Here is a 14,983-nt window from a genome sequence, read left to right as displayed (position 1 = left end):
ATTATTAAATATTTATTTCCACAGAATGATTGGCTATTTTTTTGAAAATTAAGAAAATACTTATGCCACTATTTACTGCCAAAATATTGCTATGCCAAACCCAATAGAATTTAAATTATTTGCCCCCTATAACGAAGGAGCGGCTTTAATTGGTTCTTTTTCCGATTGGGAAGAAATACCAATGGACAAAGGTGAAGATGGTTATTTCCGTACAACAGTTGAATTAGAAGATGGAGAATACAAATATAAATTTCGTGTGCAGTCAAAATCGTGGTTTTTTGAACCAGATCAATGGGTTGAAGTCACAGATCCCTATGCTACTGATATAGATGAATATGGGGGAAAGGATAACGGTATAGTAAGAATCAAAGATGGGCAAAGAATAGTCGATACTTATGTTTGGAAACATGACGACAAACCCTTACCTGCTGACCATGAATTAGTAATTTATGAACTACACGTCGGGGATTTTTCTGGTGGTGAAGATGATCCTTATGCGCGAGGACAATACAAGCACGTTATTGAAAAATTAGACTATTTGTGTGAATTAGGAATTAATGCTATTGAATTGATGCCAGTTAAAGAATATCCTGGCGATTACAGTTGGGGTTACAATCCCCGCTATTTTTTTGCAACTGAATCAAGTTATGGCTCTACAGCTGAATTAAAAAATCTCATTGATGAGTGCCATGCTAGAGGAATTCGCATCATTCTTGATGGTATTTACAATCACTCAGAAGCATCTAGCCCCCTAACACAAATCGATCACGATTATTGGTATCACCACTCTCCCCGCGATCCAGATAACAACTGGGGGCCAGAATTTAATTATGAACACTATGACGAGAATCTAGAGACTTATCCTGCTCGTAGATTTATCGGTGATACAGTTCGTTTTTGGATTCAAGAATATCATCTTGATGGCATTCGCTACGATGCAGCGCGGCAAATCGCTAATTATGACTTCATGCACTGGATTGTGCAAGAGGCAAAAAACACTGCCGGGGCTAAACCTTTTTATAACATTGCCGAACATATTCCTGAAACTCCCAGCATCACCAATGTAGATGGGCCAATGGACGGTTGCTGGCATGACAGTTTCTATCACTGCATAATAGAACATATTTGTGGTGACACATTCGATATAGAACGCCTGAAAGATGTCATCGACTGCAAACGTCAAGGCTTTTTAGGTGCAACAAATGTCGTGAATTATTTAACAAATCACGACCACGATCGCTTAATGGTGGAATTGGGAAATCGTAGTATCCTTGATGAGGAAGCATTTAAGCGAGCAAAGCTAGGCGTAGCTCTTTTGATGACAGCTGTTGGCGTACCTTTAGTTTGGATGGGTGAAGAGTTTGGTGAGTACAAACCAAAAACTCCAGAATCAGCTAAAATTGACTGGCAACTCTTAGGTAATGATTTGAACCGCAGTTTATTTGAATCCTACAAAGGTTTAATTAACCTGCGTAAAAATAATCATGCTCTCTACACAGAAAATATCGACTTCATCCACGAAAATCCAGAAGCTAAAGTACTAGCTTACAGTCGCTGGAATGATGAAGGTTCCCGTGTAGTAGTTGTAGTTAATTTCTCTGAAAACTTCTTGGCTGGCTATCATGTTCCTAATTTCCCTGCTGCTGGTACATGGCACGAATGGACAGGAGATTATGATGTGGAAGCTGGCGATGATGGCATCATAATTGATATTGGGCCATACGAAGCTAAAGTGCTAGTTTGGCAGTGATTAGCTAGGGGCTAAGGATTAGGGGCTAGGAAAGAAGCACCAGGAGCACTAGGGGCAAGAACGTCAAGCACGATTCACCGCGTCACCGCATCCCCTTGTCCTCTTCTTCCCGATCCCCGATACCCGCTCCCCAATTCCTGTTTTAGTTCATCACCCGAAGTTATAAGATTCTTTTATAACTGTTCCAGAAAAGTTGATGAATACTAACAAACCAACTCAACTAGACTCAGAAGCGCAAAGTTTGATGGAGGAAGCATCATCTCCATCCCTTACTGAAGAGCAATATCGCAAAAAGATGCAGCGACGCAAGCAAGTACAAGACCAAAGAATTGCTCAAGCTGCACAGGAAAAAGGGTTAATTATTGTTCATACTGGTAATGGCAAGGGAAAAACCACTGCGGCATTAGGGATGGTATTGCGATCGCTTGGTCATGGTTATAAAGTAGCGATTATCCAATTTATCAAAGGAGCTTGGGAACCCTCGGAAAAAAGGGTTTTCAGTCTTTGGCAAGACCAGTTAGAATTTCATGCTATGGGCGAAGGTTTTACCTGGGAAACCCAAGATCGCGATCGCGACATTGAAAAAGCACTAGCCGCTTGGCAAAAAGGATTAGAATACATTCAAAATCCCGATTTCAAGCTAGTGCTATTAGATGAAATCAATATTGCTATTAAACTTGGGTATTTGCGTGTTGAAGAAATTTTAGCGGGGTTGGATCAAAAGCCAGGGCAAAGCCACGTTATTCTCACAGGTAGAGGCGCTCCCACCGCCTTGATTGAGCGCGCAGACTTAGTTACAGAAATGACTCTAGTTAAACATCCTTTACGCGATCAAAGTGTGAAAGCACAACCAGGTATTGAATTTTAAAAGTTAGAAGTCAACAGCGATGACTTTAATTTCTGATTTTGACCAATAAAAACCAGAATTTAAATAAAACTAGTCAATAATTAAAATCTGTAAAGTTTTAATCAAAGAGCAACTTCTCGTCTAATAACTTTGTTCTTTTTTTGTAATATCAAGTCCGGTTCCTCAAACTGAATAAAAATTTTTGCTCGTAGTGAGGACTAAAGTCCTCAAGCCAGGACTGAAGTCCTTACTACAAACTGTTTATTATAGGTGATTTGGCGGACATCATATAAGTTCTGTGTCTTTGTTGATCCTTAGCTTTGCAAGTTGGCTTTACACATTTGCAAGATCCGGCGATCATTGGCACTAACAGAGTTTAATCGATAATAATCTTCCAGTGCTACCGAATGTCCATAGATGACTGGCTCATCGTTACTTGTTCGAGGTAGTCTCTCTTTGGTTGCCACCTGGATTGGACTGATCTCACCAGGATAGCCTTTAACAGTCATCGCCAAATCTCCTGATGATGCTAGCCTACCTTCAAAACAACTAAACTCAGAACTGGGCATATACAATGCACCCATGATTTTACTTTGGCGCTTCTCAAAAACGATATACCCATGCCCAAATTGTCCAGCCTTGGGGGACTGTCCATAAAGATAAACGCCATCTCGGTTCGGCAACTTTGCTTTTTGTGCCGTTCCTGCTTTTGGCGTAGATACTTTTGATGCACTCTTTTGAGTTGTGATTGTAGGAGCTAATCCTAATTCGGGCGCTTGTGTATATTTTTCTGGAGATGATTCCAATTCAGGATTAGAATTACGCTGTAACCAAGTGTAAGTATTTGCTTGATTCTCAGAATCTATGGTGATTTTACTAGTAACGGAACCCGACTTGGCTAGCGCTCTGCGTAAACGAGCTTCCTTTTCACTGGCTTGAGATTCTGGCGTAGAATTGCGCTGTAACCCCGTATAGCTGTTAGTTACTTCATTTTCAAATTCTTGAGGAGCAGGGATATAAAATCTTGCAATCTGGTTACTTAATACAGGTTTAGCTCTCTCGCCCATCACACCAAGGACAAGAAGTAAGCCTATTAAGGGTATTCTTAAATGACGGGGGGGAAGCAACTTGTTAATATGATTAAGCACCCTATTTCTCCTTTTAAAAAATTAACTATCCTGCGCCTCTGACTTCAATCGGAATCGATGTATTGATAAATAAAGCTTCTATCAAAAGGTTGATATTGTTTAAAAAAACTCTCTAAAAAAATCAAAGTCTCGATTGATTACGGACAATAATCTTAGACTACCATTGGTTGAGCAATAACGCTTTAACCTATGTGATTAATCCAATAGGGTGATTCTCAGAAAAATTAAAACTTCAGTAGTTTAGCTTGATTTTTAGCATTTTTTTGAAGAATTGTTGCTGTTTGACAGAAAAACTCCTAACTTTTTGCACATCTATCTGAAACTACACAATAAAATCTTTCAATTCCGGATTTTATCTAGAAATTTTGACAAATTGCTGTTTGAAATAGTTGGTAGGCTGAATAAAAAAATCGCCCCCTGCTTTCAGGAGGCGCGTCGCCAACGGCGAGAAGCATTTAGCTAGCTAGCAACGTACTCTTTAACGTTGGCACGACGGCGACGTAGATGCGCCAGGGCTTGATGCTCTAACTGGCGGACGCGCTCACGGCTCAGATTTAGACGCTCACCTACTTTAGCTAGAGACATTTCATTGCCATCTACTAACCCAAAGCGTAGAGCTAATACTTCTCGCTGTTGGGGGGTTAGTTCTGCAAGCATATTGTTGAGGTCTTGACGCAAGAACTCTTGAGTCATGTAAGATTCTGGCGATGGGCCTTCATCTTCTAGCATTTCTTGCAACTCAGTATCTTGGTTATCGCCAACCTTAACATCCAAAGAAACTGGCTGACGCGCCATATTCAGATACTCACGGATCTGAGCTGGCTCTAGTTCAAGTTCTTTGGCAATTTCCGCAGGAGATGGCGATCGCCCTAAGGTTTGAGCAAGTTCTCGCTGCACTTTTTTGATTTTGTTCAGCTTCTCGGTAATGTGGATGGGTAAGCGAATGGTACGACCTTGTTGTGCGATCGCACGAGTAATTGCTTGGCGAATCCACCAGTAAGCGTAAGTCGAAAACTTATAACCCCGTGTTGGGTCAAATTTCTCGACCCCACGCTCTAATCCTAGTGTTCCTTCTTGAATCAGATCCAGAAACTCCATGTTCCGCTTCTGGTACTTTTTCGCAATGGCAACTACTAAGCGCAAATTCGCTTCAATCATCTTCTGCTTTGCCCGCTTACCCTGCAACACAGTCTGATTCACTTCTGTCTCAGACTTTTTCACGTGAGCAGCCCACTCTTCCAAGTTCGGTTCGCGGCGTAGTTTCTTCGCTAAAGCCTCTTTTGCCTCTAGCAGTGTCATCATTTGTTGTACTTGCTTGCCGTAGACAATTTCTTGCTCACGAGTCAGCAGGGGTACACGACCAATCTCGCGCAGATAGGTTCGCACCATATCAGCCGTGAATTTGGCGTTGGTATTTTCAAGTTCAGTGTTAACAGTGGGCATTGGTGCGTTTTCCTCTTCTCCAAACACAAAGAATACTTAAGTTATGGCGGATTAGGAAAGGTAGTGCATATATCATCAGTCATTTCGGAACTACCACCAAAGGTCGAGTTTCTCGATTTTAGAACCTGTTACGACGGTTAGCTCCTTAGATAGGTTCCCCTACCCTCCCTAGATTTTGGAATCTCTATAGGCAGGCATTCGTTGTCTTAAAGAATTCTTTTTTCCTTAGTCGCTGGCTACGACGCTGACAATACGAAGTCAGTATGAGTTCTACTTATTTAATATTACGATAAATTTAACCAAGAGTAAAGTAGTTTAGACAAAAACTTCCATTATAGTTCAAAATAAGTAACTGGCCAAAAAAAATAGTTAAAATTCCTCTCAATATTCACTATATATATAGTGACGCTAAAAACCCCTCTTGAGGTTTCCTCAGGTAGCCGGATAACCGAACTATCTGGGTCTGTTCAGGGAGGGATGTCACGCTATGTAAATTTTTGCCTTACCTAGCAGGGGTTACGCTATAAAACCAAAGACTCTACAGCTAATAACTTTTCTCGGCAAAGATTCAATAGCAATCAAGAATGCTCCTGAAGGAAGCGCTTGCTCAAAAGCCCTGCAATTTTGGTTAAGTGCAACCTCGTTTCAGCCAGCGATCGCTCTACAGCCACACCTAACAAAGAGCGCATTACTTGCTGAAGCGGCTTTTGCCTGTAATCTTCTCCTGCTCGCCATTTCATCCCCTCGTGAGCTATCGGCGAGAAAACATATATATAAATAATATCATTTTCTCGATTTAAAAAAGCGATCGCCTGTCATTTTTGCCTGTTGGCTAGATTCAAGTAGCAAAAACGACTGTGCAAGTGCTTAACTGACTAAAACAAATTATGTGTGAGAGCGATCGCTCTTTGAATACGGTAATAACTACATTACCTAAATAAATACATCCCTTCAGCTTAATATATTCTTAATGTTTGGGTATCTCTTTTCTTGATTTTATCTTTGTAATATTTTAACAATTAACCTTTAATTTTTGAATAATGTTTACTTTAAATTTAGTTCATAAATTTTCATTTATTAATACAGTAGATACTAGTTTTAACAATTCAGTAAAACTTGATTATCACCTATTCAAAGACAGCATATATTTATCCTAATATAAGAGGAATTATAAACTACAACATTGAGATATAGCACCAAAAAGTTTTGCATGAGATCAATGTCGGATTTATGCATCTACTAACCATAGAGTTAAAGTATTTCTGAATCATCAACAGAAATAACACTTGCGTAAAGCTCTTAGAAAGAGTGACTGCCCTGCATTTGAAAGAATAGTGATGTTATTGTCTTGGTTTTGAACAAAGAGTTAGAAAAACTTTTTGAAGAATCTACACCTAAGTTTGCAACAAATTATCACTTTTATTCATGACAATGGTATTAAACCATGTGTTCATACGTTTAAGGATGCATGAAAACCTGTAAATAAAGAGGGTAGTCAAATGACATCTTTTGAATCCAATAGCAGCAAAAATTGTGAAGCCGATGGTATCCAGATGGAAATTTCGGAGCCAAATCTTGTAGCTTTGCCCATTCCCGATCAAAGAGATACTAATACCTGTTTACAAATTGACATTGGCATTACTAACAAAACACCAACAACTTTTCCTTTCGTCTATGAACTCCTGACTCCAGAATTCTTATCCCCCGATGGGCAAGTACTACATCCACAAAAACTGATCAATACGCAGCCTCCAAGTCGATATAACGGCATGGGAATTCCATATCAAAAGACTTTAGGTTGTTATTTGATTGCAAAGTTCTGTTGGCAAAACAACTTGCTTCAACTCCAAGCAACTATCCTTCACTCTTCCAAACCCCCTATTAACCCTAACTACTTTTGGTTTTTTGAAGCTTTACAACTGGGAGCATATAAGCTGAAACTCACCTACTTAAGTCCTCAAGAGGAGTTCTTATTCTTTGATGCACACACAGGGGAAATTACCTCAATACAAGCCTCTGTGACAAGTCTATTAGCAACTCCTTGGGTGAATTTCCAACTAGTTGAACCGATGGGATCTAATCATAATCAAGTGCAAGTCAATAATGTTTGCTTTGAAACTGTGGTGCCAGAGCAAATATGGACTATTTCGCACTCTCAGCTATCGGATGCCGGTTCCTCTGTACAGATTGGACTTCGCATCACAAACAACACATCAATCTCTCAATGCTTCTGCTCATTTACCACCTTGATTCCAGCACTGATGGGAGCAGATGGTTGTATTTTAGGGCAGAATCTAGGCGCTGGCAGCACTGGGTGGGTTGGCCCTGGAGAATCTGATTATCATTTGGTTGAGCCTGGAAAAAGTGTGATGTTCTTTGTTAGCGCACACATTGAGAGACAAACTGATGGGCTATTGAGCTTGATAGTTCGTGGTACAGGTAGAGGTTATTGGTCGTTTAATAGTTTGGAGTTGGGTATTTATCAGGTTCGGTTGGCATACAGATCGCTAACGAATCCATTAGATATAGGGTCGTTGGAAGATTTTTGGAGAGGTATGGTGCATACGCCCTTCGTGGAATTTTGCCTAGTTCAGGCTTGAAGTCAAAAAGTTTGACGCGCATGAAAACCTGAAAATTGAGAGGACAGCCAACATGACATCTTTTGAATCTAATGGTATATGCATAGAGGTTGTTAATCCTAATACACTACTCTTTCCTACCAGGATTTATCCCATTCCAAAAAATCAAATTGGAGTTGATGTTCCAATCAAATTATGTGTGAGTATCAACCACAATAATTCAAATTATTTTTATCTTAAACCCTTACAAGCTTTTATCCCAGAGCTTTTGACATCAGATGGACAAATAATACAAGGAGATTTAGTGATTGAAGAAGACATTACTAATAATCAGTTAAACAGACTGATGGAGAGTAACCATACCAGACAATTCGAGTGGTATACAATTAGGCCTAAATGCCGCACAACTTTTTCTCTAACTGCAAGACTCTTTTGGCAAGATAACTCTCTACAACTAAAAATTCCTACCATTCCTGATTACGTGATTGGTTCTATTACGCCTAATTACTTCTGGTCTTTTAAAGTACTTCAGCCAGAAACTTATCAGCTTCGATTTATTTTGAAGACTGACAACAAAACTACATATGTCTCAAAATTTAACAATAGCCAAGAAAGAACTGTACGAGAAACTAATTCACAAATTTTGGTTACACCTTGGTTAAATATTCGTCTAGTTCAACCCTTATCAACTGATATTTATGCAATAGAAATTGATGGAGTCCTGTTCAAAACAGATATGCCGGAGTCTGTTTTGGCTATCCCTCCTATGCAAAGTGGAGCCAAAACAGATATAAATTTAGGGATTCGTGTTACTAACAACACATCAACTGCTTTTCGCTTTTACCAAGCACATTCTATCAACGTAACTCTAATTGATATCGATGGGAAAGAAATCAATTGGTTTAGCGAAATGGTTAGACCTGGACTAGGTAAAAGAAGACAATATTATTTAGTTCAACCAAGAGAAAGTACATTTTTTGATTTAGATGCAATGATTTTTTGGCGTAATGGTCAGCTTGAACTTGCTATTACTAATCAAGCTCGCGGCTTAAGAGATTGCGGTTTTTATTATTTTCCTGATCTTAAATGTGACACATTATATCGACTACAACTCATTTATCATATTTCTGAACGGTTAGCTAAGTGTCTGCAAGAAAAAGTATCAGAAACAGTTTGGAATGGTTGGTTGGCTATGCCATTTGTAGAGTTTCGTCTTGTCAAACTATCGAGTAAATAGAAATCATTATCACGATAATTTATATCTGATTTCACAACCAAAATGACATCTCTTTGAACTTCAATACACAGAGGAGTTACAAAAAATGCGATTCATGCAACATTCTATAGCTTGGTTTGCATCGGTCTTAATATTTGGGGTGACGGGTCAAGCAAGTTTTGCATTTACTATTATCCCCTCTAGCCCTGGTGCAACTGACAATTGGAAACCAACTACAAGCTATAATGCTGACGGTGTTTTTGGTATAACAGAAGTAGATAGGAGATTATGGACAGAACCTCTCCGTCTTGGTGGTTCACGGCTTGTATTCTCATCGCGGTCATGCTTCATTTGTGCTAGCAGCAGTGGCAGTGATAACGCTTATTGGTTGGCAATGGCGGTGGCTGAGTACTCGTTATGCTGCTATGGCTAGTATCCTAATTATCCCTGCATTGCTGCTGACTCAAACTAGGGCGGGAATACTAGCTTTTGTTGTCGCAGGAGTTTATTGGCTCTACCAGTTCCCTCTGGGCAAACAAGTACGCTCCTTTATGCTCTGCACTGTGTTAGTGGCTTTGTTGTTTGTCGGTGCAGTTTCCTTGACTCGCAACATTGAAACACTGAATCGATTCAACTTTGATAGCAATACCAAGATTCTCAAACAACTAACATCAGACAGAGTGTATTTGTGGGAGATATCACAACGCGGTATCAGTAAACGCCCTTTACTCGGTTGGGGTATGAATGGTTTTGGTAGTGCTTATCCCCACGTCAAAAATTCTAAATCGGTTAAATGGGTGAAGATTACTCGCTTAGGCAATTTTACTTTTGACTACCAGGGCTTTGATGGACAGCGTGGCAGGCAAACGCTACCTACGGTGAAAGCACACAATTTGATTTTAGATACAATTTTATCAGTGGGTGTACTAGGATTAGTGTCTTACTTGTCGCTGTTAGGATTGGGTCTGTGGCTGGTTATTAAGTCGCCTTGCCGGGGGATTGAGGCGGTGGTAGTTGCCTACATTGTGTTTACATTTACATGGTTTGAGTGCGCTCAGTATACACATCTGGCTTGGTGGTCACTAAGTTTGTTTGGAGCGTCATGCGTTCGTAAATAATTATACTTTAAGATTACGGTATTTTTTATGTAGTTACAGACATAGAAGCACTATCTCTTAATCAGATTTCAGTCATATAGATATAGAAATAGTTTAAAACCCAAGATCCGCCTTAGCTAAATCAGCAGCAGCGAATACTTCTTCATCTGATTTTTCTTCCCAAGCAGCATCACCAATTTCGGTGTAGAATTGGGCGTCATAGGGACGAGTACGCACCACTACTGGCATGGGAACGGCATGACCTAAAACTAAGGCTTGTTGCTTAGAGTCTAATTTTGCTAGTACTGATTTGAGACTGCCAGCACCAGACACGCCTGTAAAAATTGCGTCAATATCTTTTTCATCATTCAGCAAGGCAGTGACGCGAGTACCAATCTGGGACATGACTTCATTATCTATCCCTGATGGGCGTTGATCGACTACCAACAGTGTGACGAAATACTTGCGCATTTCGCGGGCGATCGTACCAAAAATAGTACTTTGCACTATGGCAGGATCAAGGAAACGGTGTGCTTCCTCAATGGTAATCATTAATTGTGTCGGTTTATCGTTAGGATTTTTGGTCTGCAAAAACTTTTCTGCTTTACTAACATAATGTTGGTGAATGCGGCGGGTAATCATATTCGTTACCAACATATAGGAAAGCATATCTGACTGGGAACCAAACTCGATCACAACGTTCTTACCCGCTTCTATTGAACGCATAACTTGATTTATATAGTTGTGCGGACAAGCAGCCCGCATATATTTTAAATTTTCCAGCCGATAGAGTTTGCGTTGCAATGCAGTAATTGAACCTTGGTGTCCCCGCTTCTCTTCACAGAAAAGCTTGATTTCCTCGTTGGTCATGTTCAATAATTGCAGAATCCAAGATTTGCCAAACTCGGCACAGAGAATGTTGGCATTATCAATACTCGCTTCCGAAAGTCCTAAATCGCGAGAGCATAATTTAACGTCTTCAACTTCAATTTGGTCGTAACTGAGGTAAAGTTCTTGAGCATGAGGAACGCCGCGACGCTTGGTCGATTCTGGGTCGAGCGTGTATACTTCTACTTTGCTGGGAAATAACTGCTTTAAACCTTTAACTGTACTGAATTGTTTTCCTTCTGATACAGCTTCCCAGCCATACTCGGAGTGCATATCAAAAATTAAATTTACTGCCGCGTTTTTACGAATTGTTCCTGCTAAAAGTAAGCGTGTCAAAAAAGATTTACCCGTTCCAGATTTACCAAAGACGCCATTGCTACGTTCAACAAAGCGATTTAAATCGATGCACACCGGCACATCCATATCTAATGGTTTACCGATGGAAAAGTTTTTTCTGTGGGGATCGTCTTCCCAGCCAAATACGCGGCGAAAATCTTCTTCTGAGGCTTCGTAAACCTGGCTAAAATGAGTGGGAATAGTTTTGACTGGCATCAATTCCATAGTTGTGCTTGTTTGGGGCTGAAATGATGCCAATCCTGTCACCGATGACGGTACAAAAGGATTTGCAGATTTACCATTTGTAGCCGAAAAAGATTCATTAGATTCAGGGGTAAACATGAGCATGGGTGCGAGATTGATAGTGCCATAAGTACCACTACCGGCTAAAACATCTCGCAAAAAAGTATCTTCCCAACTAGGAGGATTAGCGATAATTCGTTGATTAGCAGTTCCCAGTGCCACATCTGTTAGCATGCAGAAAAAACGCGATCGTATACCTTGCACAACTAGAAATTTACCCACCCGCATATCTTCAACAGAAATATCAGGGTGCAATCGCACTTCTAATCCGCCGATGAGAGAACCTTGTATGACTGAACCTAATGGCTGTCCTAAATTCATTTCATTAACTACATACTTACGTGCCTTATTTTATGTTGAATTTTAATGAGCGAGAAAATTTTTGATGACACATAACTTGAAAAAGCAAGGGAAGTCACATTCAAAAATTTCTATTCTTTGACTTGTTGGCTATTGACTAATGACTAATTACTCAATTTGAATCGAAGTAGGCGCAGTTGTACCAGTAGAGAACCCAGAACCTAAAATTGGTTTGCGGAATTGGGCGTAAAGGCGATCGCGCCAGATAAAGAATGGTTCATAGGCAGGATTGTCTGCTAAACCAGGTACTCCTTTGCCTCTGATACCTACTGGCAAATCCAGGTAAGGGCCATCAGGAAATTTTAATAATATAGATAAACCTGCTACTGCAAAATCTGCCAGAGTAGGCTCATCTCCCAATAAGTAAGGACTATCTGCCAACAGTAGGCATAAAGCTTCCAAATCTTGTCTCAAATCGGCGATCGCTTTTTGTACTGCTTCTGGACTATAACCGACTCCAAAGCCCAAAAGTTTGAGTACATCGTTTGGCACTCCTTCTACAACAGTTTTGAAGACATCTGGAACAGAATTAGGTAACAATGCTTTGCGGAAGTTTTGGTCTTGACTAATGGCAGAAAATAGTGCCTTTCTTCCTTTAATGCCGATTGACTCATCCGCCCACTCTTCCATCATTAAGCACAAACCTCGCTTTTTGGAATCTTGTGGGATCAGTGGGCGATCGGGATAATGTAAGTCTAAGTACTTGGCTATCTCAGTAGAGTCAACAATGTATTGATACCCATCTTTAAGCACGGGAACTTGCCGCTGACCGGTCAAACGAAAGAGTTCTACCTGTCCTATCCCAGGTGTAACCTCGATTTTGCGGTATTCCAAACCTTTATAGTCGAGAATTAAGCGCACTTTTTCTGAGTATTGAGATAGTTCAAATTGATACAATTCTAACATTGTAAAAACCCTGTTTATAGTTGATGTTTTAATTTTACAGTTTTACCTTCATAAAAATTAATCTTATTTTAAAATAATTTAATTGTATAATACCCAAACTTTTAAGCATCAATTAGACATAGATTTATATTCGTGTAGAGTTAAGCAAAAATGCTTACATATTAATAATTTTGTTTGAAAATTTTCTATGTGCCGATTGGCACTAAATTATTTGATTACACAAGTAATCATAGTAAAAATTCCACTAGTATAATTGAAAACACTTTTATAATTATCCTACATCCTTAATTTATGTAATTAATGATGAAATATTTCTGAGCGCACTCAGAAAAAACTTTAATATTTAATCATTACTGCTATAGAATGTGATATTCATACAACAGAACATAAATTTGGAAGATTTTTTGGTTAGCAATCAGAATTACTGAAATTAATTGTATTAATTTTCGCCCATCGGCAAAGATTTTCAGTAAAAAATTTTAGATGGGACACGTTAAACTTTTCCCATATATTAAAGACTTTGTCTGCAATTCCCAAAAAATAGTTGTGCTTTAAGGAAACATATAAGTGTTCCTAAGAGTCTATTTACTCAATATATATTTTATTGATATTTTGTTTACGCTAATGCTCCTGATTGCTTTCAGTATGAGTATCTTAAAGACATTAGATATTGCCATCATAACTGCTTTATTTGGTCAAAAATTACTTATACAATTAGATTTTTTGTGTAACAAGATGTTATAAATCTTTATGGTAATGTGTGGAAATTTAAGCCAAACAAAATTTATGAAGGTAAATTATAGCAATTTGCTGGCAAAGTTTGCTGGTATGGCAGGAGTGACGAGCGCAAGTCTCCTGATTGGGTTGCCTGTAGGAGCAAACGAGGCACTCAATTCTCAACACAGTGTCTCCCAAGGAACACCGTATAGCAGCACACTGAGTGCGCCTGCGTCAGCGCCAAAGGGCAAAATACTAGGTCAAAACAATCTAGTACAAAACACGGGGCAAGGGCCACTAAATCCTAGACCGAGTATCTTAGATGAGTGTCCTTATAATCGCGCGGCTTGTCCTGGAAGTACTCCGGCAGTTCCACCTACAACTCCTGAAACTACACCTGCCCCTGCTCCCGCACCAGGAGTAGAAACAACTCCAACTCAACCATCAACAGGTACAGAAGGTAAAAATTTAGTAGCTCTGGCAGAATCCAATAAAGAATTTACGATGTTAACTAAAGCTTTGAAAGCAGCTGGGTTAACAGAAACTTTACAGGGCAAAGGGCCTTTCACTGTATTTGCACCCACAGATGCAGCTTTTGCTAAGTTGCCACCAGATGCTGTACAAGATTTGTTGAAGCCAGAAAATAAAGAAGTATTAGTCAAAATTTTGACTTATCATGTGGTATCTGGTCAGGTATTATCAACTGACTTAAAATCTGGCGAAGTAAATAGCGTTGAAGGTAGTCCAATCACTGTCAAAGCCGATGGTGGCAAGAGTGTAATGGTAAATGATGCTAATGTTGTGAAACCAGATATTAAAGGTAGTAACGGCGTCATCCATGCAATTGATCAAGTAATATTGCCTCCTAATTTGTAATTTTGGAAGCTCCTTATGTCTTTGTAGACATATAATTTTTAGCCATCAACCCTGTTCAAATCTATTTTGAATAGGGCTTTTTCTATTCATAACTCAGTTAAGCGATCGCATTGAGGAGTGTTTCTCAATTCAGGATGTTGGTGTGAGGAGTGCGATTATAGAAGCAAACGTTTACTATCTCCACTAAGTTATGGATCTAGCTATATTCTGTCTTGCCCAGTGGCGATCGCCAAATTGAGAATGTGCTAAATCTGCCATTCTGGAAGTATCGGCAAAGTAACCTGATAACTTCTCATACAAGGCATGATTTATCGTTGGAGAGTGACTTTCCAAAGGATAGGAAATTTGCTCCTTTGGTATTCCACCTACGCATTTTGCTTGCTCTGGGAGCAAGACACTCTGTTGCCTTTTTGCCTTCTGGAGTGTTGCCCATCTTCTTGCCATAAACCACGCTCCAACATCATATTTTGACTCTTTCAAGAGGTGAGATGGAGAGATAGAAGTAAATCATAATTCC

At 39.6% G+C, this 14,983-nt stretch carries 13 protein-coding genes; 7 read left to right on the top strand and 6 right to left on the bottom strand.

What is annotated here, in order from left to right:
* Positions 1–91: 91 nt before the first annotated feature.
* Complete coding sequence (locus tag QUB80_RS06110) at positions 92–1,750, top strand: alpha-amylase family glycosyl hydrolase (RefSeq protein ID WP_289788589.1); 1,659 nt, start codon at positions 92–94, stop codon at positions 1,748–1,750.
* Between the two features lie 196 nt (positions 1,751–1,946).
* Entirely contained in the window at positions 1,947–2,618 is a 672-nt protein-coding gene (gene cobO / locus QUB80_RS06105; RefSeq protein ID WP_289788588.1) for a cob(I)yrinic acid a,c-diamide adenosyltransferase, read from the top strand.
* Positions 2,619–2,911: 293 nt separating this feature from the next.
* Here cobO and QUB80_RS06100 read toward each other — a convergent pair whose 3' ends face one another.
* The 3 genes from QUB80_RS06100 to QUB80_RS06090 form a co-directional block, all read right to left on the bottom strand.
* Complete coding sequence (locus tag QUB80_RS06100; RefSeq protein WP_289788587.1) at positions 2,912–3,745, bottom strand: hypothetical protein; 834 nt, start codon at positions 3,743–3,745, stop codon at positions 2,912–2,914.
* 459 nt (positions 3,746–4,204) lie between these two features.
* Entirely contained in the window at positions 4,205–5,188 is a 984-nt protein-coding gene (locus QUB80_RS06095) for an RNA polymerase sigma factor, RpoD/SigA family (RefSeq protein WP_016878995.1), read from the bottom strand.
* Positions 5,189–5,766: 578 nt separating this feature from the next.
* On the bottom strand, positions 5,767–5,928 hold the full coding sequence (locus tag QUB80_RS06090; protein WP_289788586.1) for a hypothetical protein: 162 nt from the start codon (positions 5,926–5,928) through the stop codon (positions 5,767–5,769).
* 759 nt (positions 5,929–6,687) lie between these two features.
* On the opposite strand from QUB80_RS06090, the gene QUB80_RS06085 reads away from it, so the two are divergent.
* From QUB80_RS06085 to QUB80_RS06070, 4 genes are all read left to right on the top strand, one after another.
* Entirely contained in the window at positions 6,688–7,788 is a 1,101-nt protein-coding gene (locus QUB80_RS06085; protein ID WP_289788585.1) for a hypothetical protein, read from the top strand.
* A gap of 52 nt (positions 7,789–7,840) precedes the next feature.
* Positions 7,841–9,004 carry a hypothetical protein gene (locus QUB80_RS06080; protein WP_289788584.1) on the top strand — a complete coding sequence of 388 codons (1,164 nt, stop codon included), beginning with the start codon at positions 7,841–7,843 and terminating at the stop codon, positions 9,002–9,004.
* Between the two features lie 85 nt (positions 9,005–9,089).
* Positions 9,090–9,416: a hypothetical protein gene (locus QUB80_RS06075; protein WP_289788583.1), complete on the top strand. Its 327-nt coding sequence runs from the start codon at positions 9,090–9,092 to the stop codon at positions 9,414–9,416.
* Positions 9,355–10,101, top strand: coding sequence for an O-antigen ligase family protein (locus QUB80_RS06070; RefSeq protein ID WP_289788582.1), 747 nt, complete (start codon positions 9,355–9,357; stop codon positions 10,099–10,101). Before QUB80_RS06075 ends, QUB80_RS06070 begins: the two co-directional genes overlap by 62 nt.
* 93 nt (positions 10,102–10,194) lie before the next feature.
* Here the strand turns inward: QUB80_RS06070 and QUB80_RS06065 are convergent, their stop codons facing one another.
* Together QUB80_RS06065 and QUB80_RS06060 are read right to left on the bottom strand one after the other, a co-directional pair.
* Positions 10,195–11,928: a helicase HerA domain-containing protein gene (locus QUB80_RS06065; RefSeq protein ID WP_289788581.1), complete on the bottom strand. Its 1,734-nt coding sequence runs from the start codon at positions 11,926–11,928 to the stop codon at positions 10,195–10,197.
* A 147-nt stretch (positions 11,929–12,075) separates the two neighbouring features.
* Complete coding sequence (locus tag QUB80_RS06060) at positions 12,076–12,873, bottom strand: glutathione S-transferase family protein (RefSeq protein WP_289788580.1); 798 nt, start codon at positions 12,871–12,873, stop codon at positions 12,076–12,078.
* A 786-nt stretch (positions 12,874–13,659) separates the two neighbouring features.
* Here QUB80_RS06060 and QUB80_RS06055 point away from each other — a divergent pair.
* Positions 13,660–14,466: a fasciclin domain-containing protein gene (locus QUB80_RS06055; protein WP_289788579.1), complete on the top strand. Its 807-nt coding sequence runs from the start codon at positions 13,660–13,662 to the stop codon at positions 14,464–14,466.
* A 183-nt stretch (positions 14,467–14,649) separates the two neighbouring features.
* On the opposite strand, the gene QUB80_RS06050 is transcribed toward QUB80_RS06055, so the two are convergent.
* Entirely contained in the window at positions 14,650–14,910 is a 261-nt protein-coding gene (locus QUB80_RS06050; RefSeq protein ID WP_289788578.1) for a hypothetical protein, read from the bottom strand.
* Between the last annotated feature and the right edge of the window lie 73 nt (positions 14,911–14,983).

Origin of the sequence: Chlorogloeopsis sp. ULAP01 (genome assembly GCF_030381805.1) — a bacterium.
Lineage (GTDB): Bacteria > Cyanobacteriota > Cyanobacteriia > Cyanobacteriales > Nostocaceae > Chlorogloeopsis.
Note: the sequence above shows the minus strand (reverse complement) of the source record. Positions and strands in the feature narration are given on the sequence as shown.

Excerpts from the sequence above, each read along its gene's own strand:
- QUB80_RS06110 (WP_289788589.1), top strand. The coding sequence starts at position 92 with ATGCCAAACCCAATAGAATTTAAATTATTTGCCCCCTATAACGAAGGA.
- cobO (WP_289788588.1), top strand. The coding sequence starts at position 1,947 with ATGAATACTAACAAACCAACTCAACTAGACTCAGAAGCGCAAAGTTTG.
- QUB80_RS06095 (WP_016878995.1), bottom strand. The coding sequence starts at position 5,188 with ATGCCCACTGTTAACACTGAACTTGAAAATACCAACGCCAAATTCACG.
- QUB80_RS06090 (WP_289788586.1), bottom strand. The coding sequence starts at position 5,928 with ATGAAATGGCGAGCAGGAGAAGATTACAGGCAAAAGCCGCTTCAGCAA.
- QUB80_RS06085 (WP_289788585.1), top strand. The coding sequence starts at position 6,688 with ATGACATCTTTTGAATCCAATAGCAGCAAAAATTGTGAAGCCGATGGT.
- QUB80_RS06080 (WP_289788584.1), top strand. The coding sequence starts at position 7,841 with ATGACATCTTTTGAATCTAATGGTATATGCATAGAGGTTGTTAATCCT.
- QUB80_RS06075 (WP_289788583.1), top strand. The coding sequence starts at position 9,090 with ATGCGATTCATGCAACATTCTATAGCTTGGTTTGCATCGGTCTTAATA.
- QUB80_RS06065 (WP_289788581.1), bottom strand. The coding sequence starts at position 11,928 with ATGAATTTAGGACAGCCATTAGGTTCAGTCATACAAGGTTCTCTCATC.
- QUB80_RS06060 (WP_289788580.1), bottom strand. The coding sequence starts at position 12,873 with ATGTTAGAATTGTATCAATTTGAACTATCTCAATACTCAGAAAAAGTG.
- QUB80_RS06055 (WP_289788579.1), top strand. The coding sequence starts at position 13,660 with ATGAAGGTAAATTATAGCAATTTGCTGGCAAAGTTTGCTGGTATGGCA.
- QUB80_RS06050 (WP_289788578.1), bottom strand. The coding sequence starts at position 14,910 with ATGGCAAGAAGATGGGCAACACTCCAGAAGGCAAAAAGGCAACAGAGT.